Raw genomic sequence first — 22,880 nt, forward strand, 5'->3', positions numbered from 1 at the left:
GAGACCCGTGGAACCCACACCCCCGCTTGCCCTCGATCCCCGGCCCGCAGCGCCGCAGCCCGTGGAGTCGTCCCTGCGGCGTTCCATGGGCCCGCGCCATCTGGTCATGATCGCCATGGGCGGGGTGATCGGCTCCGGCCTCTTCGTCAGCTCGGGGTACACCATCTCCCAGGCCGGTCCGCTTGGTGCCGTCATCGCGTACCTGGTGGGTGCCTTCGTGGTGTACCTGGTGATGGCATGCCTGGGCGAACTGGCCATCGCCTATCCCGTGTCCGGCGCCTTCCACATCTATGCAGCCCGCTCCATCGGGCCGGCTACGGGGTTCGCCACCGCCTGGCTGTACTGGCTGTGCTGGGCCGTGGCCATCGGCTCCGAGTTCACCGCGTCCGGGCTCCTCATGCAGCGCTGGTTCCCGGACGTTGAGGTGTGGGTCTGGTGCCTGGTCTTTGCCGCCATCCTCTTTGGTTTCAACGCCGTCTCCTCCCGGTTCTTCGGCGAGGCCGAGTTCTGGTTCGCCATCGTGAAGGTGGCCGCCATCATCGGGCTGATCGTCCTGGGCGGGGCGGCGCTGTTCGGCTTCCACCCGCTCAGCAGCGGCGGCAACCACCCCTTCCTGCTCCAGAACTTCGCCACGGAATCGGGCCTCTTCCCCAACGGATTCACCGGCATTTTGGTCACGGTCCTGGCCGTCTTCTACGCCTTCTCCGGGTCGGAACTGATCGGCGTCGCCGCCGGGGAAACCAAGGACCCCGCAACCGCCATTCCCAAGGCCATGCGCACCACCGTGATCCGGCTGCTGATCTTCTTCGTGGGCGCTATTACCGTTATCGCCGCCACCATCCCCTACACGGAGGTGGGGCTGGACGAGAGCCCGTTCGTTACTGTCTTCTCCGCCATCGGCGTGCCGTTCGCTGCGGACATCATGAACTTCGTCATCATCACGGCCCTGCTGTCCGCCGGAAACAGCGGCCTCTACTCCTGCGCCCGGATGCTTTATTCACTCGCGGACGAAGGGCATGCACCACGCGCCCTGAAGAAGCTGAACCGCCGCGGCATTCCCATGGTGGCCCTCTCCGTGAGCATGGTGGGCGGCCTCGCTTCCCTGCTCAGCAGCGTGGTGGCCCCGCAAACCGTCTACCTGGTCCTCGTCTCGGTGGCAGGCTTCGCCGTGGTGGGTGTCTGGATGTCCATCACCGCGTCGCACTACTTCCACCGCCGCGCCTTCATTCGCGACGGCGGCGACGTCTCCACCCTTGCCTACCGGGCGCCCTTGTTCCCGCTGGTCCCCATCCTCGCGTTCTCCCTTTGCGTCATCTCCCTGGTCGGCATTGCGCTCGACCCGGCCCAGGCGGCGGCGCTCTACTTCGGCATTCCCTTCGTCGCCGCCTGCTACGCCTACTTCCACTTCCGGCACGGACGCAGCGCAGCGCGGGCAGTCCGGTAGGCAGGGCTCGGACGACGACGGCAGCGCCCTGGGTGGAACAAGCAGCGCCCGTGGAACAATGGGGCCGTTGTCGGCAGCCGGGAGGGCAGGAAAGCGTGGAATCAACCGCCGAGGCGTCCTCGATGGCGCAGGGACTGCGGATCCTGCGGCACGTGGTGGAGCGGGAAAAGCGGGGGCAGGCGCCGCTGGGCGTTTCGCAGCTCGCCGCCGAGCTTGGCATGGAGCAAAGCCGGGTGTCCCGCCTGGCCCAGGAGCTGTGCGCCCTGGACCTGCTGGAGCGCTTTGACCGCGGGCCGTTCCGGACGGGCCCCCGCTTCTTCAGCCTGGCCGCCGCCCTGAATACGGGCTGGGTCCGGGAGGCGAAGCCGCTGCTTGAGGAGCTGGTGGCCGGGCTGGGAGTGCGCGCACGGCTTTCGGTCCGCGACGGCTACCGGGTCATCCTTCTCCGCGCCTCGAGCAATGAAGCCGTGCCCGGCAGTTTCGTGGTGCCCGGCATGGTCACGCCCGTCTGGTGCACCGGCGCCGGGAGGGCCCTGCTGTGGGACCTCGACCGGTCCGCCCTGGCCGAACTGCTCGCGGACGTGAATTACATCGGCATCGGCGGACCCGGCGCTGCCCACACTACCGACGGTATCTGGGACCTCATGGTGCGGGACCGCACTGCCGGTTTCATCGCCGCCGAGGAGGAGTTTGAACACGGCGTGGTGGAGCTTGCCGTGCCCGTGCGGGACGCCGGCGGTTCCATCCTGGGGGCGCTCAGCGTGCTGGGCAGCCGCGGAGAGTTCGTGGCTGATTCCGCCGCCGCGGCAGCTGTGCTTTCGGCCGCCGCCACGCGCCTCGGTGCACCCGGGACCTGAGGCTCAGCTCCGGTAGCCGAGCCTTGACTCGAGCCAGCATCCCTGGGCCATCAGGGCGGCTGCGCACGGTTCCCGCCGTGGTTCCAGCCGGTCCTTGATACCCACGATCTGCAGGGCCGCCACCACGTCGCCCTTGAAGTCGCGGACCGGCACGGCCAGGGAGTACAGCCCGGGCTCGGCTTCTTCATCCACGATCGAGTAGCCGCGGGCGCGCGCCGCCTCCCGCCGCGCCAGGAACCCATCTACGCTGGCGGGCGTATTGGGGCCGTGGCGCGTGAACACGACCTGTGAAAACACGCTCCGGACCTCCTCTTCCGGCGCCTCCCACAGGACCGCCTGGCCGGCGTCACTGCAGTAGGCGGGATAGGGGCGGCCCAGCCATGAACCCACCAGGTTGCTGCCGGCCGGGACACTCTCGCCGATGGTCACCGTGCTGTCACCGCGCAGCACACCCAGGAAGCACGCCTCGTTGGTCCCGGCGGCCAGGGCGTCCAGGGCGGTGGCGCCGTCGGCCTGGAGCCGGCGTTCGGTCAGCAGCTGCGCGTCGGTGAAGACCGACCAGTCCAGGACGTAGGTGCGGGCCGCACTGCGGGCCAGGAAGCCTTCCTTCCCGCCGGTCCGCAGGCTGCGGGACACCTGGCTCCGGTCCCGGTCGAGATCGGCCGCGACCTCGGCGGCCGTGCCCCCGGGAAACCCCCGTGCATGGCGTTCCCCAACAGCTAGCAGGGCCTGCACTCCACGGCCCATGCTGGAGGTCTTCGACATAAAAGTGAGTCTAGCGATCCGAACGGGCCCTCAGATGCGGGCAGTTGCTGGCGGCGGTAACACTCAGTAAAAGCATGAGTTCATGCCTATAGTGAGCTCATGCCTGCCACGTTTTCCCTTTCCGCCGCACTGGAGTCCGGTCGTACTTTGATTGCCGACGGTGCGCTCGCCACCGAACTGGAAGCGCGCGGCTGCAACTTGGATGACCCCCTGTGGTCGGCCAAGGTCCTGCTGGAGCAGCCGGCACTCATCCGGGACGTGCACCGCGACTACTTCGAGGCCGGTGCGAACATCGCCACCACCGCCAGCTACCAGGCAACGCCCCGGGGGTTTGCGGCGCGTGGAATGGCTGAGGAGGAAGCCCTTGACCTGGTGGAACTTTCTGTCGGGCTGGCGGATGAAGCCCGCAGGGAGTACCTGACGGAGCATCCGGAGGCCGGCCCGCTGCTGGTGGGTGGCTCCGTGGGCCCATACGGCGCCTATCTCGCAGACGGCTCGGAATACCGGGGGGACTACAGCCTCGCCCCCGCGGAGTTCGAAGACTTCCATGCGCCCCGGGTAGCGGCACTGGCCAAGGCCGGCGTGGACTTCCTCGCATTCGAGACGCTGCCTTCCTTCGCCGAGGCGGAGGCCTTGCTGGCACTCAGCCGGGAACACGGCGTCGACACCTGGTTCTCCTTTTCCCTGCGCGACGGCGGCCACATCAGCGACGGCACGCCCCTGGCGGCTGTAGCACAGCTTGTGGACGGGCAGCCGCGCGTCGCCGCGGTAGGAGTGAACTGCGTGCCGCTTCACCTGGTTGGCCCGGCACTCACCGCCCTGGGCCGGCACACGGACAAGCCCCTGGTGGCCTACCCGAATTCGGGCGAGACCTACGATGCCGCAACCAAGACCTGGGGCCAGGCAAGCGAAGGCCGGGGCGGTGCGGCCGGGGGAGGGGCCTCCGGAAGCCTTGCGGCCCGCGCCGGTGAATGGCAGCAGGCAGGCGCACGAATCCTGGGCGGCTGCTGCCGGACCACGCCCCGGGACATCACCGAATTGGCCGCGCGGGCGTAGCTTCTCCGGGAACACCGCCACCTCTACAGGTGTTAAACCCAGTGGAGACACGAACGATGGACACCAGAACTTACACAGCACTCGTCGTACCGGCCGGCAATGCCGAGCCAATGCGCCTGGAGAAGGTGGGCCCGGACCTGAAGGCCCTTGAATCCCTGGTGGGCGGCCCGCTGGAATCGGTGATCCGCGGTGACTGGCACGTCTACCTCAATGCTGAAAGCGGCACCATGGTCCTCCCGGCCAACTTCCGCGCCGGGCAGCTGATGCACGAATGCGGCCTGGACCTTGACGGGATCCGTGGCACCGCAGTCTTCCTGGGCCGCGGCGAACACGCGTCCGAGGCGGACATCCCTGACCATCTGGCCCGGCTCGCGGAGGAGCTGTTCGGGGCGCCGCTGGCCGCTTAATCGCCGGCGCGCACCCCATAGGTGCTCAGCACGTTGCCCTTGCTCGTCGTGGACTGGTCCTGCAGTACCAGGCGGGTCAGGGGGTCGCCGTCCTCGAACAGCCGCCGCCCGCTGCCGGCAACCACCGGGTGGGTCATCAGCTGCAGCGAGTCCAGCAGTCCGGCGAACAGCAGTTGCCGCACCACCGAGATGCTCCCGCACACGGCGATTTCGCCGCCGTCGCGCTCCTTCAAGCCCGCCACGAAATCCTCAAGTGGTGCATCCATCAAATGCGAGTTTTCCCATTCCAGCGGCCCCGCCAGCGTGCGCGATGCGACGAACTTTTCCACGGGGTTGATGAACGCCGCGAAGTCCTGGTCCTGCGGGGCGGTAGGCCAGTACCCGGCCCACTCCTGGTAGCTGACCCGGCCCAGGACGACTGTGTCCACGGCGTTGATCATCCTGGTCAGGCCCTCGCCGAGCTCCGCGTCGAAGCTGTCGAACTGGAACTTGAACGGTTCGGACACCACGCCGTCCACGGAGTGGAACAAGCCGGCGGTGACTTTGCGCATGGGAGCCTCCAAATAATGAGCGGACAGGCATTACGGTATTCGGCCTGACGCGTTCCGGGAAGGGGAAGGACCACCGGTCCGGCCCCGCAAATCGTACGACGGCGGGCGGCCGCGTTAGCTTCATCACTCGCCGTGTCGTCTTGCGCAGTTTCCTGCCTGCCGGGGCCCATACTGGTCATTGAACGGCTTTAGCCGGTCCCCCCGGCCAGGCAGGAGGAAGTGCATGGAAACCCTGAAGAAAATCGTGACCAACCAGTATTTCCCTGCCGGCGCAGTGCTGACGGCCGTCCTGCTGTTCTGGGTGGTTGGCATGCTGGGCGGGCTGTCGCTGCTGAACAACAACCAGCCGCCGCTGACCACGCTGACGTGGATGCTGTTCGTCTACGCCGCAGCCGTGCTGACCCCGCTCGCCGGGCTGCTCGCCGCCGTCGACCTGGTGCGCCGCTGGCGCCGCAACCGTGCTGCCGCGTCTGCCGCCACCGCCGGGCCGGCCGTCGCGTCCGCCGCTGCCGGCGGGTCACCGCACCCCGCCCAGCCCCAGGATTCCCATGCTGCGCCCGGAAAGCCACAGCGTCCCGGCCGCCAGGAAGCAGCCTAGGCCGACGGGCAGCCCCGGCTACCTGCCCTTCAAGGCATGGAGGGCCTCTTCTGCGTGGTTCAACGCCTGGCCCAGCCGCTCACCGGGCTCCGGCAGCGAGAACAGATACCCCTGCAGCGAATCGCACTCCAGCGCCGTCAGGTAATCCGCCTGATCGGCCGTCTCGATTCCTTCCGCCGTAACGGTCAGGCCCAGGCTGTGCGCCATGTTGATCATCGAACTGAGGATCGGCAGCCGCTCGTTCCCGGTCCGCACCATGGATACGAAGGTCTTGTCGATCTTGACGGTGTCCACGGGCAGGTCCTGCAGCCGGCCCAGCGACGAATAGCCGGTGCCGAAATCGTCCAGCGCCACCCGGGCACCGGCGTCCCGCAGCGCGCTGAGCTGTTGGATCAGGCTGCAGTCGGCGTCGAAAAACACGCTTTCGGTAACTTCCACCACCAGTTGGTAGGGTGCAACGCCGCTGGCTTCGGCCAGCTTCAGGACGCCCTCGGCAAAGTCCGGTTCCTGCAGCTGCACGCCGGAGACATTCACGGCCAGGGACCGTGACGGATCCTCGCTGAGCCAGCGTGCCAGCTGCACCATGCCGGTGGCCATCACTTCGGCCCCGATCTCACCAATCAGCCCGGTGCGCTCGGCGAGCGGGATGAAGATCGACGGCGGTACCCGCTCGCCGCCCCGGTCCCACCTGGCCAGCGCCTCCAGCTGGACCACCTGCCCCATGCGGTGCGAGACGATCTGCTGGAAGTCGACGGTAATCTCGCCGCGCGGGACGGCCAGCTGCAGGCCGCTTTCCATGTGCGTCCGCTGGACCAGCGCCTGCATCATGTCCGGGTGGAACCGCAGGAACCGGTTCTTTCCGGCCGCCTTGGCCGCATACATCGCAATGTCGGCGTGCCGCAGGAGCTCGGAAGGTCCCATGCTGTCCTGGCCCAGGGAGGCCACCCCCAGGCTCAGGCTGGGACGGAGGACGGTGCCGCTGATGGTCACCGGGACATGCAGGCAGCGCACAATGCACGCCGCGATGGCGTCAGGGTCGGGGCAGGCCGTCAGGAGCACCACGAACTCGTCCCCGCCCAGCCGGGCCACGACGTCGGCCGTCGGGACGCAGCCACGGAGCCGGCGCGCAACCTCGACGAGCATGTCGTCACCCGCCTGGTGGCCGAGGATGTCGTTGACTTCCTTGAAGTCGTCCAGATCCAGGAGAAGGACATCCACCGTCTTCAGCCGGGGTTCCTGCAGTGATTCGGCCAAGGCATCGTTGAACACCGCACGGTTGGCGAGCCCGGTCAGCGGGTCCTGGAAGGCCATGGCACGGAGCTTCTCCGCCTGGACCGCGAGGTCCATCATGGCCTGGTGTGCCTGCTCCTGCGCCTTCCGCCGCGGTGTCACATCGCGGAAGCTCCACACCCGGCCCGCGATTTTCTCGCCGACCCGTTGCGGGCGCGAGTACCGCTCGAAGGTCCGGCCGTCGCGCAGTTCCACAACGTCATGGCTTTCGGCTGACGGGTCCTCCTGGACTTGGCCCAGCCGCGCGGCAAAGGGCACGGGATCCGCAATCTGTGCCATGACCAGCCGAAGCGCGGGCTCCTCGCTGTCGGCCTCCATCATCTCGGCAGGGATGCCCCACATTGTGAGGAACTGGTCGTTGAACCCGGCCACGCTGCCGTCGGTCCCGATCACCAGGATGCCGTCTGCCGTTGATTCAAGGGTGGCTGTCAGCAGCGACATCGCCTCGCGGAGGTTGGCATCGGCTGCCTTGCGGTGTGCCGTCCCGCGGATGGAGAGCAGCAGCCGGGCCATCGGCGGCACGCTCCCGCCCGGGTTGGCGCCGGGACCGTGCGGTTCCGGGTGGGGGAGGGGCGCGGCGGCAAGTTCAACGGGGATCTCGGTCCCGTCCCGTCCCAGCGCAGTGATTTCCTGCGGTGGCGGAAGCTCGTCCGGCAGGGTCAGCAGCCGGTGAAGCAGAAGGGCCACTTCGTCGTGGAAGCCCTGTCCGATAAGCATCCGGTAGTGCAGGCCGGAGAAGGCTTCCTGCTGCAGTCCGAACATCCTGGCGGCCGCGGCGTTGGCCGCCAGTACGGCACCGTCCGCAGCAAGGGCCAGAAGTGCGTCCGGACTTGCATCCATGACCGCACCAAAAGTTTGTAATGCCACATTGTTGTCACGGCCAAGAAAACCGGTCATCACACCACCCCTTCGCCATCATAAAGGCAGGAGGGGGGAAATGGGTGGGTGCCGGCGGGTTCATATTGAGTCCGCACCAGCGTGTGGCGGGACGTAAAAGGCGCCGTCCTCCTTGCGGAGTCCGGCGCCTCTTACTGATGGTTTATGTGGAAGCGGCTACGCCCGGCGGCCGCTGCGGTTGGCGACGGCGCCGTAGATCAGCAGCACGACGATCGAGCCGAGGATAGCCAGCAGCCAGGTCCTGAGGTCGAAGAACTCCGCCAGGCCGCCGCCGAAGATCAACGATCCGATCCAGCCGCCCAGGATGGCTCCGACAACGCCGAGGACCATGGTGACCACCCAGCCCCCGCCCTGGCGGCCCGGCAGGATGGCCTTTGCAATGGCTCCAGCAATCAGGCCCAAAATGAGAAATCCGATAATGCCCATGTTGCCACTCCTTGTCAGTCAGTTGTGCCGGGCCCCCATTTCCGGTTCCCTCATTCAATCAGCAGGCTTACTAATCTGCAAGACCTCCAATATCACAGGATGACTATCAGTTTGGCCCCTGACGTGGGAGAACCCCGTGCCGTCGAGAAACCGCTGCCGATAGGATCTGGGTGTCCCTGCTTTTTGTTGAAGGAGCTCGCATGTCCAGCCAGACCCAGCGGCCGCGGGCCATATTCCTTGACGTCGACGGCACCTACGCCGACCATGGGCTGGCTCCCGAGGCGCATGTCGACGCCGTCCGGACCGCCCGCAAGCTGGGCCACCGGGTGTTCGTCTGCACCGGGCGTCCCCTCTCCATGGTCCCCGGGCACATCCTGGACGCGGGCTTCGACGGCACCATTACCGGAGCGGGTGCCAGGGTGGAGGTGGGCGGTGAAATCCTTCGGGACGCGCGTTTTGAACCTGGGCTCGCGGCGCGCCTCGTTGAAACGCTTGATGCCCACGGTGCCGCCTACATCCTGGAAGCGCCGGAGGCGCTGCACGGCCGTACAGGCGTGGACCGCCGGCTCCGGGAGGTTTTGGGGCCCATCTTTGCCGGCCGTCCCCAGCATGACGGCATCCTCAGTACGGATGTCGATCCGCTGGAGGACATCCTGGGACCGATGCAGTACTCCGACGATCTCCGTGCCACCTCCTACGCCAAAATCTCCTGCTTTGACTCACCGGTGCCGCTGACCAGCCTGATGGCGGACTTCGGGCCAGGGGTGGGGTTGATCCCCAGTTCACTGTCGGCGTTGGGGGACCGGGCCGGGGAGATCTTCATGGCCGGCACCCACAAAGCGGTGGGCATCCAGGTAGTGGAGGCCCGGCTCGGCCTGGACCGGGCGGACATCGTGGCCATCGGCGACAGCGCCAACGACATCGAAATGCTTGAGTACGCGGCCGTGGGCATCGGGGTGGAAGGTGGCCATCCCGCAGTGCTTGCCGTGGCGGACCGGATCACCGCCCCGCCGGCGGGCAACGGCGTGGCGCTGGCATTCGCGGAGCTCGGGCTGCTGGGTTAGCCCTCCGCGGGGCCGGCCCTCAACGCACTGCGGCCGCCGCCAGGGCGTCGGCGGACGTTCCGAGCCCGCGCACCACCCAGCCCTGTTCCTGCCAGGCCGCCGCTTCCAGCACGTTGCGTGCGTCCAGGACCACCCGGCGTCGTACCTGCTGCCCGGCCGCGGCGGGACACAGCTGCCGGTACTCATCCCACTCGGTGAGGAGCAGCACCAGCTCGGCATCCTGGAGCGCCCGCGCAGCGGACGCCTCGAACCGAAGCCGCGGATAGCGGCGCCAGGCAAGGTTCACTGCTTTGGGATCCGTGACGGTCACGTGGGCCCCCGCAGCGGCCAGCCGGTCGGCAACATCCAGGGCGGGGGAGTCGCGGATATCGTCGGTGTCGGGCTTGAAGGATGCGCCCAGCACGGTGATGGAACGCCCGGCGAGGGTTCCGCCGCACAACTCTGCAGCAAGTCCCACCGTGCGCTCCCGCTGGCCGAGGTTCACCGTATCCACCAGCCGCATCCAGTCCTCCACCGCAGGGACGCCCAGGGTGGCGGCCTGGGTGCGGAAGCTGCGGATGTCCTTCGGCAGGCAGCCGCCGCCGAAACCGAGCCCGGCGTGCAGGTACCGGCTGCCGATCCGCGGGTCCAGCCCCATTGCCTCGCTGAGCTCCGTAACGTCGGCGCCCGCTGCGTCGCACAGTTCGGCCACGGCGTTAATGAAGCTCACCTTCGTGGCCAGGTACGCGTTCGCGGCGGACTTGATGAGTTCCGCGGTGGCGAAGTTGCAGACCAGCCGGGGAATGCCGGCAGCAAGGAGTGGTTCGTACACGGCGTCCAGGGCCGCAGTCACTCCTGTCGGTGCCCCGGTGCAGGGGTCGAAAGCGGCTGGGCGGCCGCCGTCAACGCCGTAGACCAGCCGGTCCGGGACCAGTGAGTCTTTGACGGCAGTGCCCTGCCGCAGGAATTCGGGGTTCCAGCCGAGCAGCACGTCCGGCCGCTGTGCGAGGATCTCCCGGAGCATGTCCACAGTGCCGACGGGCACCGTGGATTTACCGACGACGACGGCGCCCGCGGCCAGGTGCGGCAGCAGCCCTTCCACGGCGGAGACCAGGAAGGTCAGGTCGGCGGCGTCGGACTTCTTGTCCTGGGGCGTCCCCACGCACAGGAAGTGCACCTGGGCAGTGCGCGCCTCAGCCGGATCCGTAGAGAAGCGCAGCCGTCCGGTGGCGCGGCCGTGCGCCAGGAGTTCGTCAAGCCCCGGTTCGTGGAACGGTGCGGCTCCCTGTGCCAGCTGGGCCGCCTTGCCGGGATCCACGTCGATGCCCACAACGCTGTGGCCCATGGACGCGAGGGTTGCCGCGTGGACGGCACCAAGGTACCCGCAGCCGATCACGGATATTTTCATGATGTTGCTCCTGCCTTTGAGGCCTTCCGCGGGGGTGCGGGGACTGCCGCGATGACGTCCGAGTAGTGCCGTACCAGTTCCGTGCAAAGCGCCGGCCATGTCCTGTCCTGGACCGAGGCGTGGGCCGCGGCTGCGAAGGCGCGGCGTTTGGCGTCGTCGCCCATCAGGTCCTGCACCCGGGCGCGCATGGCGGACAGGTCACCCGGTTCGTAGAGCCAGCCGGTGCGTGAATTCTCCACCAGGTCCAAGGGCCCGCCCCGGCCCGTCGCCACCACCGGTACACCCGACGCCATGGCCTCCTGGATGGTCTGGCAGAAGGTTTCGAACTCGCCGGGATGGACGAACAAGTCGAAGGATGCCACCGTCCGCGCCAGGTCTTCACCGCCCAGGAAACCGGTGAATACCGCCTGGGGGAGGGCCGCCTCCAGGGCTGCCCGTTGCGGGCCGTCGCCCACCACCACCAGCCTGGTGTTGGGAATGCCGGCGAGGGCCGCAAGGTCTTCCACCTGCTTTTCGACGGCCAGCCTGCCCACGTAGCCGATGATGCGTTCACCGTCCGGGGCAACCGAAGCCCGCCACCCGTCGTCGCGCTTTTCCGGCGAAAACCGGGCGGTGTCCACGCCGCGGCGCCACATCCGCACCCGCGGGATGCCCCGTCCGCGCAACTGGTTCAGCGCGAACGTGGAGGGCACCAGGGTGCGTGAGGCCAGCAGGTGGATATTCTCCACCCTGTTCCAGGCCCAGTTCTCCAGGAAGGGAACGCCGTACCGGGCGGCGTAGCTGGGAACTTCGGTCTGGTAGATCGCCACCGTGGGGATGCCGAGCTGGTGCGCCGCCTGCGCTGCGCGCCAGCCCAGGACGAACGGCGAGGCGAGATGCACCACGTCCGGCGCGTACTCGGCAAGGATTCGCTTGACCCGGTACACACCTCCCAGTGCCACCCGTACATTCGTGTAACCGGCCAGCGGGACCGCCGGGAGCCGATGGACCTCCGCTCCCTTGACCTGGCCCGGCTCGGCTCCCTCCTGCGCTGACGGGGCGATGACCAGTACGTCGTCACCGCGCTCCTGGAGGTGGTCCAGGACCCGAAGGATTGAATGGGTGACGCCGTTCATCAACGGCAGGAATGATTCGGCGACGATTGCGATCCTCACCCCTTCACCGTGCGCGCCGTCCCTGAAATGGCGGGGGAAAAAGCGTTACCCGGAGGAGAAGGTCGGGTGAACAGCTGCCCCGGCCGCCAAGAAAATTACTAAGTAGGCTTGGCATTTGATGCTAAGCATGCTTACGGTAGTGGGGCAGTCAGCGCAGAGCCTCAAGCAGCCGGGGCGGAAGCCGGATGACGGGAGAAAGCCCCGGTCCGGAACATCCACTGCTGGCAGACCCAGTGCAACGACCATCCAAGGAGACGTCATGCTCAACAGGGAAAACCTTGAAAACCTGCTCACGAAGGGCGGCCACGTGGTCGGTTCCGACGGCACGAAGATCGGTTCAATCGGACAGCTGTACGCAGACGACGATACGGGTGAACCCACCTGGGTCACCGTAAAGACCGGCCTCTTCGGCACGTCTGAATCCTTCGTGCCGGTTGAGGGTGCCCACAACCAGGGCGAGGACTTGGTGGTGCCCTTCACCAAGGAGCACGTCAAGGACGCCCCCCGCGTTGATGCCGACGGCCACCTCACCCCCGAGGAAGAGGACCGGCTGTACACGTACTACGACCGCGGCGCACGGACCTACACCGAGGCGACCAGGGACACCGCCGGCGACGTCGACCTTCAGGGCGATGCGGACCTGAACGCCGGCACGCCAACCGCCGGGATTACTCCCGACCGGGACACCCACACGCACGGGACCGTGGGCCACGATACGTCCGGCCCCACCACGGACGACGCCATGACCCGGTCCGAAGAACAGTTGCACGTGGGCAAGGAGCGCGAGACCGCGGGCCGGGCCCGCCTGCGCAAGTACGTCACCACCGAGAATGTCACCAAGACGATCCCGGTGGAACGCGAAGAGGTCCGCGTAGAGCGCGAGCCCATCACGGACGCCAACCGCGGCTCCGCCATGGACGGTCCGGGTATCAGCGAGGAAGAGCACGAGGTGGTCCTGCATGAGGAACGCCCCGTGGTGGAGAAGGAGACCGTTCCCGTCGAACGGGTCCGGCTGGACAAAGAGACAGTCCGCGACGACGTCACCGTCAACGAGGAAGTCCGCAAGGAAAACATCGAAACGGACGGCGACAAGCGTCGCTGACCGGACCGGGGAACTCTGTTCCCGCTAAGTCCGCAGGGCCGGCTGGCTGGAGCAGCGGGCCCGACACGGTGAACGGCGCCGGGAGCCTGGTTGGAGGCTCCCGGCGCCGCACAGTTTAACAACGCTGGTGCAGCCGCGCTGAAGGCGGAAGCTGCACCAGCCAGTAGGACGAATATCTTCAGAACTTACGGTTCATCTCTCATTCGCGGCTCCTGTTTTCCCGGTTGACGGTATCCGGGTGCGAGGCTGGTCCGGTTCACGCCCACGGCCAGCAGAAAACGCAGGATGCCCCCGCGGGGGCGCAGGTGTTGGTTTCTACCAATTTTACGGCGGGGCAGGGCAAAAAGCGCCGGACCGCCGGGCATTTGGATCTTGATCAGTGCCGCCGGCGAGCCTGTCGTTAGCGGACACGGCACACCCGGCGTGACACCATGGAACACGATGAAACTGCGCGCTGATCAGACCGGAGACCGTGGCCTTCCCATGCCGTTGTGGCTGCAGGGTGCCCTCGAAGCGGCGCAGGCGGCCATCATCTCAGCGCTGGTGGTCGTGGCGCCCATCGTGGCAGTCTGGGCCACCGCGGGGTTCCAGAACGGGCAGTTCGAAGTCCTGGCACGCCTGGCAGGGCAGTCCTGGCTCCTGGTCCATGGGGTGCCGCTGGAGCTTGCCGGCGCCGGACCGGGGACCGCCACCCACGGCGGGTCCGGCACGCTGAGCCTGATTCCCCTGGGCCTGACCCTGATCCCTTTCCTCCTGGCGTGGCGGGCCGGCCGGAGGCTCGCGCGGGCCTCCTATACGGACCAGTTGTGGCAGGCCCTGCTGGGCTCGTGGGCAGTCTATGCAGCGTTCGGCGCAGCCACCGGGTTCGTCTGCCGCAGCAGCGACGTCGTCATCAATCTTTGGTACGCCATGCTGGTTCCCCTGGTCCCTTTCGGCCTCGGCATGGTGGTCGGGGCGCGAAGGGAAGCGGGCTCCTGGAGCCGGCTTATCGGCGTCGACGCGGTGGACTGGATCTCCCGCACCAGCCAGCATTCCCGCTGGGCCGGCTCCTACTTCGCCTCCGCGGCGAAGGCAGGCTTTGTCGCCGTCGCCGCCGCCCTCACCCTGGCCGCTGCGCTGCTGGCAGTCGACCTGTTCATCCACTGGAACCTCGTGGTGTCCGTGTATGAAGCGCTCGACGCCGGCCCGGTGGGAGGTGCCGCCCTCACCATCGCGCAGCTGGGCTTCCTGCCCAACCTTGTGGTCTTCGCGCTCGCATGGACGTCAGGAGCCGGTTTTGCCCTCGGCGCCGGATCCCAGGCAGGGGCGCTGGGCACGGCCGTGGGGCCGCTGCCATCAATACCTGTCCTGGCCGCCATCCCGTCAGGATCCCTGGACTACGCCGCCGTCGCCCTGATCGTCCCCGTGCTGGCGGGAGTCATGGCGGGATGGTGGTTCCTGCGGGAGGGGGAAAACCACTTTGACGAGTGGCTCGCCATCAAGGTCCACGCCCGCTGGTTCACCGCCACCGTCTCCACCCTGGTCCTTGGTGTGCTCGCGGGGCTGGCAGCCGGCCTCCTGGTTATGGGCCTGGCCTGGATTGCGCGGGGGTCAGCAGGACTGGGACGCCTGACCGCGATTGGTCCTGACCCGCTGTGGACGGCCCTGTGGGTGGCTGCGGAGGTGGGTGCCGGCGTCGTCATTGGCTACGCGGCAGGACCCTGGCTGGAACGGGAGAAGACCGGCGCGGCCGACCGCGAAGGGGAACTGGTCCACTAGGACCACTCCGGGGCTAGGGAACCCTGGCGGGCAGGACGTCCTGGAACTGCACCATGCACGCCTGGGTGGCCCGGTCCGTGAGCGCCCGGCCCAGGCAGGCCTGGTACTCGCGCACCTGGTCAAACAGGACCAGCGTGGTGACGATCAGCAGCACCATCACGGCTGCCACCACCAACCCGGAAATGGTGCCCACGAGGACCAGCTTGGATTCCTTCAACCGGATGGACCGGACCAGCAGGACTATGCCCAGGACCAGGCTCGCGGCGGTGAGCAGGATGGTCAACCACAGGTAGCCCACATCCAGCTGGTACACGAAGAACGCGCCGAGGACCGTGACCACGAACGTCCTGAACAGGGTGTGGGTCTTGGCGAGCGAGGCTTTCGCTGCCTCGCTGAGCGGGCGCCTGGCCTGCTGCCGCCCGCCCCGACCCGGTTCGCTGTTCATGTTTTCCAGCGTACGCGAGCCTGCACCTAAGCTGGACCAATGCGTATCGTCGTCCTCGTTTCCGGCACCGGGTCCAACCTCCAGGCAGTTATCGACGCCGTCAAAGCAGGGGAGCTCGACGTGGAAATCGCGGCGGTGGGCGCCGACCGCGAAGGAACCTACGGCGTCGAACGCTCCGCTGCCGCCGGCATCCCCACCTTTGTGGTGGACTTCAAGGCCTACCCGGACCGTGCCGACTGGAACGCCGCGCTGGCCAGGGCCGTCGCCGCCTACGCGCCGGACGTCGTGGTGTCCTCCGGGTTCATGCGGATTGTCAGCCCGGATTTCATCGACGCGTTCAATGGCAGGTACCTCAACACACACCCCGCGTTGCTCCCCGCTTTTCCGGGCGCCCACGGTGTGCGCGACGCCATGGCCTATGGCGTCAAGGTCACCGGTTGCACCGTGCACTGGGCTGACGCCGGCGTGGACACCGGCCCCATCATTGCCCAGGAAGCCGTGGGTATCGAGGACTCGGACACCGAGGAAACCCTGCACGAACGCATCAAGGTGGTGGAACGGCGGCTCCTGGTTTCCACCCTGGCAGCCCTCGCCGCGGACCCGGAGTATTCCGCCGCCTAGCGCGGGTTACTGCAGGCGGGCCTGGCGTGTTTCGGGGGAGAAGAACGCCATCCACAACACGGAGGCCAGCACCAGGGCGCCGGCCAGGGCGAAGGAAGTGGCCAGCCCGAGTTCCGGCCAGAAGTAGTTGGCGAAGACCAGCGGGCCAAACCCCGCACCCAGCCGGGAAAATGTGGATGCCCAACCGAACCCGGTGCCCCGCAACTCGGTGGGGTAGAGCTCTGACACGTAGGCGTAGAGCACCGGAATGGCTACCTGCACCACGAACCCGAACACCAGCAGCCAGAACACCGCGGCCGTGGGAATGTCCACTACGAATGCCACGATCACCAACGTCAGCGCGGACAGCGGACCGGTGATGGCGAGAATCCATTTGCGCCCCACCCGCTCCACCAGGAGGGCGGCCACCACCACGCCCAGGAAGCCGACGGCGGCCATGGACGCCGTGGTGAGGAACGCCTTGTATTCGGCGAAGCCGGCACCGATGAGGATCCTGGGCATCCACGTCAGGGACAGGTAGTACACCAGCAGGATGCTGAAGAACAGGGACCAGGCGGCGGCTGTGATCTTCCAGTTGAACTGCCACACCGAACGCAGCTGGGTCCAGGCGCTGCCGGCGGAAAGCCGCGGGACATCCCGGGCATCGGGAAGGCTGTATGCCCGCGGTTCCGCGCCGGTGGCTTCCACCAGCCCGTCAATGATCTTGGCTGCCTCTTCCCTTCGGCCCTTCCGGATCAGGAACAGCGGGGACTCCGGCACGCTCCGCCGGATCCAGAAGACCAGCAGGGCGGGCAGCACCATCACCAGCATGGTCAGGCGCCAGTCACCGTAGAGGGCCACCAGGCCGGCCGAGACGAACCCGGCCAGGGCTGCGCCCACCGGCCACCAGCCGTCCATGGCGGTGAGCACCTTGCCGCGCTGCTTCCGCGGGGTGAACTCGCCCACCAGTGCGTAATCCACCGGGATGCAGCCGCCCAGGCCGAACCCGGCCATGAACCGGAAGATGCAGAACCAGATGAAGTCGGGGGAGAAGGCGCCCAGCACGGTGAAGATGGAAAACAGGAGCAGCGTGGCGGTGAACGCCTTCTTCCGCCCCACGGTGTCCGCGATGGTTCCCCAGATGAACGCGCCCAGCGCCATGCCGATCAGGTTCGCAGTCCCTACCCAGGCCGCCTCTCCGGCGGACAGCGACCAGTGCTTGGACAGCAGCGGTATCAGGATGCCGTTCAGGGTCACATCCCAGGCATCGAACATGAAGCCGAGACCCCCGATCAGGAAGATCCTGCCCTGGACTTTCCATCGCCAGGGCAGTTCCTGGACCACCTGTTCGCCGCTGGGCACAGTGGTGTAAGTGTTCATCGCCGCCTCCTGGTCAAAACTCTAGCCCGCGCCCACGGTGTTCACACTCCGGCCGACACCGGCCAACCGCGCCCTTCGCGATAAACTGGCCCTATCCCCACCAACCGCGGCTTGTTCCGCGAGATAAGACGGAGACATTTGTGAGCTTCACGCAGCATGAGCGCGTATCCATTGACCGTGTACCCATCCGCCGGGCCCTGATCTCGGTTTACGACAAGACCGGTCTGGAGGAGCTCGCCTCCGGCCTGCACGCAGCGGGCGTGAAGCTCGTCTCCACCGGCTCCACGGCCAAGAAGATCGCCGCCGCGGGCATTCCCGTGCAGGAGGTCGAGGAAGTCACCGGTTCGCCCGAGATGCTGGACGGCCGCGTCAAGACGCTGCACCCGCGCGTCCACGGCGGCATCCTGGCGGACCGCCGCGTCCCGGCCCACATGGAAACCCTCGCCAGCATGGACATCGAAGCCTTCGATCTGGTGGTGGTGAACCTCTACCCGTTCGTGGAAACCGTCAAGTCCGGTGCCGCGCAGGACGACGTCGTGGAGCAGATCGACATCGGAGGCCCCGCCATGGTGCGGTCGGCCGCAAAGAACCACGCCGCCGTCGCCATCGTGGTGGACCCGTCCTTCTACGGGCAGGTGGTGGAGGCCGCCGCGGAAGGCGGCTTCGACCTGAAAACCCGCCGCCGCCTCGCCGCGAAGGCCTTCGCCCACACCGCCGCCTACGACAATGCGGTGGCCACCTGGACCGCAAGCCAGTTCCTTGACGAGGACGGTGACGGCGTCATCGACTGGCCCGCCTACGCCGGCCTGTCCCTGGAACGCTCCGAGGTCCTCCGCTACGGGGAGAACCCGCACCAGCAGGCTGCCCTGTACGTGGACAAGGCTGCGCCGGTCGGCATCGCCCAGGCGGACCAGCTGCACGGCAAGGCCATGAGCTACAACAACTTCGTTGACGCCGACGCCGCCCTGCGCGCCGCGTACGACTTCGCCGAGCCCGCCGTCGCCGTCATCAAGCACGCCAACCCGTGCGGCGTGGCCGTGGGATCCGCCGGTGCCGCGGACCCCATCGCCGATGCCCACGCCAAGGCCCACGCCTGCGATCCGGTCTCCGCGTTCGGCGGCGTCATCGCCGCGAACCGCACGGTGACCGCCGGCATGGCCAACACCGTCAAGGACATCTTCACCGAGGTGGTCATCGCACCCGGCTTCGAGCCGGAGGCGGTGGAGATCCTTTCCAAGAAGAAGAACATCCGCCTGCTGGCCCTGCCCGAGGGCTACGGCCGGTACCCCACGGAGTTCCGCCAGGTCTCGGGCGGCATGCTGGTGCAGGTCAGCGACAAGGTGGACGCCGACGGCGACAACCCCGCCAACTGGACCCTCGCCGCCGGCGAAGCCGCGGACGAAAAGACCCTCGCGGACCTTGCCTTCGCCTGGACCGCTTGCCGGGCCGCGAAGTCCAATGCCATCCTCCTCGCAGAGAACGGCGCCGCTGTGGGTATCGGCATGGGCCAGGTCAACCGGCTTGATTCTTGCCGCCTCGCCGTGGAGCGGGCCAACACGCTGGGCGTCACGGTGGAGTCCGACGTCGAGGGTGCCGGCGGTGCCTCCAACGCGGACGCGAGCGGCGCACCTGAGCGTGCCCGCGGTGCCGTTGCTGCTTCGGACGCGTTCTTCCCGTTCGCCGACGGCCTCCAGATCCTGATCGACGCCGGTGTCCGCGCCGTGGTGCAGCCGGGCGGTTCTGTCCGGGATGAGGAAGTCATTGCCGCAGCGAACGCTGCCGGCATCACGATGTACTTCACGGGAGCCCGCCACTTCTTCCACTGAGCCCCACCGCCGCCCTGACCCCGCTGCGCCCGGCAGGGAAACCGGGCGGCGTGGGCCCGGATTAACGAGACGGCGCCCGCCCCCTGCATAGGGGGCGGGCGCCGTCGTTGTTGTTTCGGCTTAGTCCTGGTCGGTAGGAGGTTCGGGCTCCGGAAGCTGAATCTCCCGGGGCTTAGCTGCCGTCATCCGCTCCTCGGTCCAGTACTCGAGGACTTCCCCGGGCGACTGGGTCAGGTCCGCGTGGCTGACGGCGGGATCCTGGTCCGGATCAGATGCCTTAGGACTTGGCTGCACTGGTGTAGGTGGCCTTGATGACGTCGCCCCAATACGGGCCGTACATCACTGCGGAGCCGTTGTAGCCGTAGCTGTTGATGGAGTTCTGCAGGCCATCGGAACCCTTGCCGATGAACCACGGACCGCCGGATGAACCGCCGGTCATGTCGCACGGAATGCCCTGGGTGTTGAACTGGGGGTTGTTGGAATCATTGGACGCTGTCCCGGTGCAGCTCTTGAGGGTCTCACCGTTGAAGGGCGCCGCTGCCGGGTAGCCGTACGACGTGTAGGTCAGGCCCCGGGCCTGGTTGAAGGCAGTGCCGGAGCCGCCGACGACGTCGGTCAGCTTCCGCCCCTTGGTATCAGGGTTCATCACGGCGAAGCCCGTGTCATAGGTCATGTCGCCGGTGGAAGCCCACTGGGTGGGGGCATAAAGGGCCTTGGCGGTCCACTTGCCGTAGGGGGCCGCCCCGTTGTCATAGGCGGGGACGAAGACGAAGTTGGTGGCGTACGCGCCCGGGCCCTCGTTCACGCAGTGCCCGGCCGTTGCCACAGCGCTGCGGTTGGTCGAGGTGACGGCGTTGCCGGAGCAGACATAGTTCGTTCCGCCGAGCGTGAAGAAGACCTTGCCGATGTGGGAGACGGGGCTTGCGCTCTGGGCAAGCGTGGGCTTGCCCTTGGTGCCCTTGGTGGAGGACGGCTTGCCTTTCTCCACCAGGGCAGGGTTCGAGCGGTTTCCGCGTTCCAGGGCCTTGCCGGCCAGCGTGTCACCAGGAACGGCGGCCTGCATCCGCTCCGGAGTCCAGTAATCGGCTGCAGCGCCGGCATCGAGCGTGACGCTGGCCACCGACGGAGATTCGTTTCCGTCCGACGAAGCCGGCGCGGCGGAGGCGCCACCGGCAGCAGTGAGTGCGAGCACGGCGGCCGCCGAAAGAGTCAGGAGGCCGGAAGCCAGAGACCTGGTGCGTGTCATTGTTGTCCTGTCTGAAAGGGGGGTGGGCCCTGGGGCGGGAGTGACTTAGCGAACTTATCGTCACCCGGCAAGTTTGTACACAGTAGTGAGATATCAAATAGCGTCCCGGACCCTTTTCCCCTCCCCATCCGCGCCGTACGCAGGCCGTAGGCCCCGGCACCCAGGCCGCGTGCCGGCGTCGTCCGTTCTCCATCGCTGTAATCCTGCTCACCGCCGGGGTAACGCTGGGCCCCCGGTACGGTTCAAAGCCGGGTCCTCGGGTAAGTTGTACATGGTGAAATAGACCGAATTTTTCACAACCAAGCCGACCCACAGGGAGACGCCCGCGCATGTCCAAGATTATCTACACCCACACCGACGAAGCGCCGATGCTGGCTACCTATTCGTTCCTGCCCATCATCGAGGCGTTCGCTTCGACAGCAGGTGTGGAGGTGGAGACCCGCGACATTTCGCTCGCCGGCCGCATCATCGCCGTCTTCGGTGACTACCTGACCCCCGAGCAGCAGATCGGTGACGCCCTTGCTGAACTCGGTGAGCTGGCGAAGACGCCGGAAGCCAACATCATCAAACTGCCCAACATTAGCGCCTCCATCCCGCAGCTGAAGGCCGCCATCGCAGAGCTGCAGGGCAAGGGCTACGAGCTGCCGGACTACCCGGACAACCCCTCCTCGGACGAGGAGACCGCCATCCGCTCGCGCTACGACAAGATCAAGGGCTCCGCCGTGAACCCGGTCCTGCGCGAAGGCAACTCGGACCGCCGCGCTCCGCTGTCCGTCAAGAACTACGCCCGCCAGAACCCGCACTCCATGGGCGCGTGGACCCCGGAGTCCAAGACCAACGTGGCCACCATGGCCCAGGACGACTTCCGTTCCAACGAGAAGTCCGTCGTCATCGAAAACGACGGCACCATCGCCATCCAGCTGGTCCGTGAAGACGGCTCGGTCAAGGTCCTGAAGAAAGCTTTCCCGGTCCTGGCCGGTGAGGTCATCGACGGAACCGTGATGCGCGCCGCCGCCCTGGACGAGTTCCTCAAGGCCCAGGTTGCCCGCGCCAAGGAAGAGGGCGTGCTGTTCTCCGCACACCTGAAGGCCACCATGATGAAGGTCTCGGACCCCATCATCTTCGGCCACGTGGTGAAGGCGTACTTCTCCGAGTTGTTCGAAACCTACGGCAAGCAGCTTTCCGCCGCCGGCATCAGCCCCAACAACGGCCTCGCAGCCATCCTGAGTAGCCTCGAGGACCTGCCGGCCGATGTCCGCGAAGGCGTCCAGAACCTGATCAAGAAGGGCCTGGAAGGCGGCCCCGCACTGGCAATGGTGGACTCCGACAAGGGCATCACCAGCCTGAACGTGCCCTCCGACATCATCGTGGACGCCTCCATGCCCGCCATGATCCGCACCTCCGGCCACATGTGGGGCCCGGACGGCAAGGAAGCCGACACCCTGGCAGTCCTGCCGGACAGCTCCTACGCCGGTATCTACCAGGTGGTCATCGACGACTGCCGCGCCAACGGCGCCTACGACCCCACCACCATGGGCACGGTCCCCAATGTGGGCCTCATGGCACAGGCAGCCGAGGAGTACGGCAGCCACGACAAGACGTTCGAAATCCAGGAAGCCGGCACCGTCCAGGTTGTGGACGGCTCCGGAAACGTCCTGCTGGAGCACGAGGTTTCCGTCGGTGACATCTGGCGCGCCTGCCAGACCAAGGATGCCCCCATCCGCGACTGGGTCAAGCTGGCCGTCACCCGTGCCCGCGCCTCCCAGACCCCGGCCGTGTTCTGGCTCGACGAGGAGCGCGCCCATGACGCCAACCTCATCACCAAGGTCAACGAGTACCTGAAGGACCACGACACCGAGGTCCTGGACCTGCAGATCATGTCGCCGGTCAAGGCCACCGCCTTCACCCTCGAGCGCATCCGCAAGGGCGAGGACACCATCTCCGTCACAGGCAACGTGCTCCGCGACTACCTCACGGACCTGTTCCCCATCCTGGAACTGGGCACCAGCGCCAAGATGCTCTCGGTTGTTCCGCTGATGAACGGCGGCGGACTCTTCGAGACCGGCGCCGGCGGATCCGCCCCCAAGCACGTCCAGCAGCTGCTGAAGGAAAACCACCTCCGCTGGGACAGCCTGGGTGAGTTCCTGGCCCTGGCCGTGAGCTTCGAGCACCTGGCCACCACCACCGGCAACGCCCGGGCCCAGGTCCTGGCCGACACGCTGGACCGCGCCACCGGCACGTTCCTGCTGGAGAACAAGTCCCCCAGCCGCCGCGCCGGCGAGCTGGACAACCGTGGCAGCCACTACTTCCTGGCCCGTTACTGGGCAGAGGAACTGGCCAAGCAGACGGACGACGCCGAGCTGGCCGCCGCGTTCAGCCCGGTCGCCAACGAGCTGTCCACCCAGGAGGAAACGATCGTGGGCGAGCTGGCCGAGGTCCAGGGCTCACCGGTGGACATCGGAGGCTACTACCGCCCGGAGGATGCCAAGGCGTCCGCCGTCATGCGTCCCTCCGCCACGCTGAACAAGGTCATCGCCAGCCTGGCCTAGTACCCGCCGCTCCGGCACAAAGAAGCGGTGCTCCGGTTTTTACCGGAGCACCGCTTCTTTTTGGCTTGCCGCCTGCTG

Annotated in this window: 21 protein-coding genes; 11 read left to right on the forward strand and 10 right to left on the reverse strand. The window is 67.1% G+C overall.

The genetic code is table 11. The features are described from left to right. Positions 1-7 precede the first annotated feature (7 nt). Positions 8-1,444 carry an amino acid permease gene (locus ACZ9J7_RS12770; RefSeq protein WP_476209865.1) on the forward strand — a complete coding sequence of 479 codons (1,437 nt, stop codon included), beginning with the start codon at positions 8-10 and terminating at the stop codon, positions 1,442-1,444. Positions 1,445-1,539: 95 nt separating this feature from the next. Then, entirely contained in the window at positions 1,540-2,301 is a 762-nt protein-coding gene (locus ACZ9J7_RS12775; protein ID WP_476209866.1) for an IclR family transcriptional regulator, read from the forward strand. Between the two features lie 3 nt (positions 2,302-2,304). Here the strand turns inward: ACZ9J7_RS12775 and ACZ9J7_RS12780 are convergent, their stop codons facing one another. Then, complete coding sequence (locus tag ACZ9J7_RS12780) at positions 2,305-3,066, reverse strand: IclR family transcriptional regulator (protein ID WP_476209868.1); 762 nt, start codon at positions 3,064-3,066, stop codon at positions 2,305-2,307. 99 nt (positions 3,067-3,165) lie between these two features. Here ACZ9J7_RS12780 and mmuM point away from each other — a divergent pair, with 99 nt between their 5' ends. Together mmuM and ACZ9J7_RS12790 are read left to right on the forward strand one after the other, a co-directional pair. Continuing rightward, positions 3,166-4,122, forward strand: a complete 957-nt coding sequence (mmuM, locus tag ACZ9J7_RS12785; RefSeq protein ID WP_476209870.1) for a homocysteine S-methyltransferase — start codon at positions 3,166-3,168, stop codon at positions 4,120-4,122. Between the two features lie 56 nt (positions 4,123-4,178). Further along, complete coding sequence (locus ACZ9J7_RS12790; RefSeq protein WP_476209871.1) at positions 4,179-4,529, forward strand: DUF3846 domain-containing protein; 351 nt, start codon at positions 4,179-4,181, stop codon at positions 4,527-4,529. On the opposite strand, the gene ACZ9J7_RS12795 is transcribed toward ACZ9J7_RS12790, so the two are convergent. Beyond that, positions 4,526-5,080 carry a dihydrofolate reductase family protein gene (locus ACZ9J7_RS12795; protein ID WP_476209872.1) on the reverse strand — a complete coding sequence of 185 codons (555 nt, stop codon included), beginning with the start codon at positions 5,078-5,080 and terminating at the stop codon, positions 4,526-4,528. The two genes, ACZ9J7_RS12790 and ACZ9J7_RS12795, sit on opposite strands and share 4 nt — an antisense overlap. Positions 5,081-5,303: 223 nt before the next feature. Here ACZ9J7_RS12795 and ACZ9J7_RS12800 point away from each other — a divergent pair, with 223 nt between their 5' ends. After that, positions 5,304-5,678, forward strand: a complete 375-nt coding sequence (locus ACZ9J7_RS12800; protein ID WP_476209874.1) for a hypothetical protein — start codon at positions 5,304-5,306, stop codon at positions 5,676-5,678. Between the two features lie 18 nt (positions 5,679-5,696). Here ACZ9J7_RS12800 and ACZ9J7_RS12805 read toward each other — a convergent pair whose 3' ends face one another. Then, on the reverse strand, positions 5,697-7,865 hold the full coding sequence (locus ACZ9J7_RS12805; protein ID WP_476209876.1) for a putative bifunctional diguanylate cyclase/phosphodiesterase: 2,169 nt from the start codon (positions 7,863-7,865) through the stop codon (positions 5,697-5,699). A 156-nt stretch (positions 7,866-8,021) separates the two neighbouring features. Continuing rightward, a complete protein-coding gene (locus ACZ9J7_RS12810; protein WP_476209878.1) occupies positions 8,022-8,291 on the reverse strand; it encodes a GlsB/YeaQ/YmgE family stress response membrane protein in 270 nt (89 codons plus the stop codon). 200 nt (positions 8,292-8,491) lie between these two features. Here ACZ9J7_RS12810 and ACZ9J7_RS12815 point away from each other — a divergent pair, with 200 nt between their 5' ends. Next, positions 8,492-9,355, forward strand: a complete 864-nt coding sequence (locus ACZ9J7_RS12815; protein WP_476209879.1) for an HAD hydrolase family protein — start codon at positions 8,492-8,494, stop codon at positions 9,353-9,355. Between the two features lie 19 nt (positions 9,356-9,374). Here the strand turns inward: ACZ9J7_RS12815 and ACZ9J7_RS12820 are convergent, their stop codons facing one another. Both ACZ9J7_RS12820 and ACZ9J7_RS12825 read right to left on the reverse strand, forming a co-directional pair. Then, the gene (locus ACZ9J7_RS12820) at positions 9,375-10,742 is read right to left on the reverse strand and encodes a UDP-glucose dehydrogenase family protein (RefSeq protein ID WP_476209881.1); all 1,368 of its coding nucleotides are present in this window, start codon (positions 10,740-10,742) and stop codon (positions 9,375-9,377) included. After that, entirely contained in the window at positions 10,739-11,896 is a 1,158-nt protein-coding gene (locus tag ACZ9J7_RS12825) for a glycosyltransferase family 4 protein (protein WP_476209882.1), read from the reverse strand. Before ACZ9J7_RS12825 ends, ACZ9J7_RS12820 begins: the two co-directional genes overlap by 4 nt. A gap of 259 nt (positions 11,897-12,155) precedes the next feature. Here ACZ9J7_RS12825 and ACZ9J7_RS12830 point away from each other — a divergent pair, with 259 nt between their 5' ends. Both ACZ9J7_RS12830 and ACZ9J7_RS12835 read left to right on the forward strand, forming a co-directional pair. Beyond that, on the forward strand, positions 12,156-12,998 hold the full coding sequence (locus tag ACZ9J7_RS12830) for a PRC and DUF2382 domain-containing protein (protein ID WP_476209884.1): 843 nt from the start codon (positions 12,156-12,158) through the stop codon (positions 12,996-12,998). Positions 12,999-13,439: 441 nt separating this feature from the next. Beyond that, a complete protein-coding gene (locus ACZ9J7_RS12835; protein ID WP_476209885.1) occupies positions 13,440-14,756 on the forward strand; it encodes a cell division protein PerM in 1,317 nt (438 codons plus the stop codon). A 13-nt stretch (positions 14,757-14,769) separates the two neighbouring features. Here ACZ9J7_RS12835 and ACZ9J7_RS12840 read toward each other — a convergent pair whose 3' ends face one another. After that, positions 14,770-15,201, reverse strand: a complete 432-nt coding sequence (locus tag ACZ9J7_RS12840; RefSeq protein ID WP_476209887.1) for a hypothetical protein — start codon at positions 15,199-15,201, stop codon at positions 14,770-14,772. 39 nt (positions 15,202-15,240) lie between these two features. Between ACZ9J7_RS12840 and purN the strand changes: the two genes are divergently transcribed. Then, a complete protein-coding gene (gene purN / locus ACZ9J7_RS12845; protein ID WP_476209889.1) occupies positions 15,241-15,822 on the forward strand; it encodes a phosphoribosylglycinamide formyltransferase in 582 nt (193 codons plus the stop codon). A 6-nt stretch (positions 15,823-15,828) separates the two neighbouring features. Here purN and ACZ9J7_RS12850 read toward each other — a convergent pair whose 3' ends face one another. Continuing rightward, positions 15,829-17,181 carry an MFS transporter gene (locus ACZ9J7_RS12850; RefSeq protein ID WP_476209891.1) on the reverse strand — a complete coding sequence of 451 codons (1,353 nt, stop codon included), beginning with the start codon at positions 17,179-17,181 and terminating at the stop codon, positions 15,829-15,831. Between the two features lie 140 nt (positions 17,182-17,321). Here ACZ9J7_RS12850 and purH point away from each other — a divergent pair, with 140 nt between their 5' ends. Beyond that, a complete protein-coding gene (gene purH / locus ACZ9J7_RS12855) occupies positions 17,322-19,007 on the forward strand; it encodes a bifunctional phosphoribosylaminoimidazolecarboxamide formyltransferase/IMP cyclohydrolase (RefSeq protein WP_476209893.1) in 1,686 nt (561 codons plus the stop codon). A 120-nt stretch (positions 19,008-19,127) separates the two neighbouring features. On the opposite strand, the gene ACZ9J7_RS12860 is transcribed toward purH, so the two are convergent. Both ACZ9J7_RS12860 and ACZ9J7_RS12865 read right to left on the reverse strand, forming a co-directional pair. Then, positions 19,128-19,301, reverse strand: coding sequence for a hypothetical protein (locus ACZ9J7_RS12860; protein WP_476209895.1), 174 nt, complete (start codon positions 19,299-19,301; stop codon positions 19,128-19,130). Further along, complete coding sequence (locus tag ACZ9J7_RS12865) at positions 19,285-20,253, reverse strand: trypsin-like serine peptidase (protein ID WP_476209897.1); 969 nt, start codon at positions 20,251-20,253, stop codon at positions 19,285-19,287. Before ACZ9J7_RS12865 ends, ACZ9J7_RS12860 begins: the two co-directional genes overlap by 17 nt. Before the next feature lie 329 nt (positions 20,254-20,582). Here ACZ9J7_RS12865 and ACZ9J7_RS12870 point away from each other — a divergent pair, with 329 nt between their 5' ends. Further along, on the forward strand, positions 20,583-22,802 hold the full coding sequence (locus tag ACZ9J7_RS12870) for an NADP-dependent isocitrate dehydrogenase (RefSeq protein ID WP_476209899.1): 2,220 nt from the start codon (positions 20,583-20,585) through the stop codon (positions 22,800-22,802). The last annotated feature ends 78 nt before the right edge of the window (positions 22,803-22,880 follow it).

The sequence above is a fragment of the Pseudarthrobacter sp. TE9888 genome (assembly GCF_056279345.1).

Excerpts from the sequence above, each read along its gene's own strand:
- ACZ9J7_RS12780 (WP_476209868.1), bottom strand. The coding sequence starts at position 3,066 with ATGTCGAAGACCTCCAGCATGGGCCGTGGAGTGCAGGCCCTGCTAGCT.
- mmuM (WP_476209870.1), top strand. The coding sequence starts at position 3,166 with ATGCCTGCCACGTTTTCCCTTTCCGCCGCACTGGAGTCCGGTCGTACT.
- ACZ9J7_RS12790 (WP_476209871.1), top strand. The coding sequence starts at position 4,179 with ATGGACACCAGAACTTACACAGCACTCGTCGTACCGGCCGGCAATGCC.
- ACZ9J7_RS12795 (WP_476209872.1), bottom strand. The coding sequence starts at position 5,080 with ATGCGCAAAGTCACCGCCGGCTTGTTCCACTCCGTGGACGGCGTGGTG.
- ACZ9J7_RS12800 (WP_476209874.1), top strand. The coding sequence starts at position 5,304 with ATGGAAACCCTGAAGAAAATCGTGACCAACCAGTATTTCCCTGCCGGC.
- ACZ9J7_RS12805 (WP_476209876.1), bottom strand. The coding sequence starts at position 7,865 with ATGACCGGTTTTCTTGGCCGTGACAACAATGTGGCATTACAAACTTTT.
- ACZ9J7_RS12810 (WP_476209878.1), bottom strand. The coding sequence starts at position 8,291 with ATGGGCATTATCGGATTTCTCATTTTGGGCCTGATTGCTGGAGCCATT.
- ACZ9J7_RS12815 (WP_476209879.1), top strand. The coding sequence starts at position 8,492 with ATGTCCAGCCAGACCCAGCGGCCGCGGGCCATATTCCTTGACGTCGAC.
- ACZ9J7_RS12820 (WP_476209881.1), bottom strand. The coding sequence starts at position 10,742 with ATGAAAATATCCGTGATCGGCTGCGGGTACCTTGGTGCCGTCCACGCG.
- ACZ9J7_RS12830 (WP_476209884.1), top strand. The coding sequence starts at position 12,156 with ATGCTCAACAGGGAAAACCTTGAAAACCTGCTCACGAAGGGCGGCCAC.
- ACZ9J7_RS12835 (WP_476209885.1), top strand. The coding sequence starts at position 13,440 with ATGAAACTGCGCGCTGATCAGACCGGAGACCGTGGCCTTCCCATGCCG.
- ACZ9J7_RS12840 (WP_476209887.1), bottom strand. The coding sequence starts at position 15,201 with ATGAACAGCGAACCGGGTCGGGGCGGGCGGCAGCAGGCCAGGCGCCCG.
- purN (WP_476209889.1), top strand. The coding sequence starts at position 15,241 with ATGCGTATCGTCGTCCTCGTTTCCGGCACCGGGTCCAACCTCCAGGCA.
- ACZ9J7_RS12850 (WP_476209891.1), bottom strand. The coding sequence starts at position 17,181 with ATGAACACTTACACCACTGTGCCCAGCGGCGAACAGGTGGTCCAGGAA.
- ACZ9J7_RS12865 (WP_476209897.1), bottom strand. The coding sequence starts at position 20,253 with ATGACACGCACCAGGTCTCTGGCTTCCGGCCTCCTGACTCTTTCGGCG.
- ACZ9J7_RS12870 (WP_476209899.1), top strand. The coding sequence starts at position 20,583 with ATGTCCAAGATTATCTACACCCACACCGACGAAGCGCCGATGCTGGCT.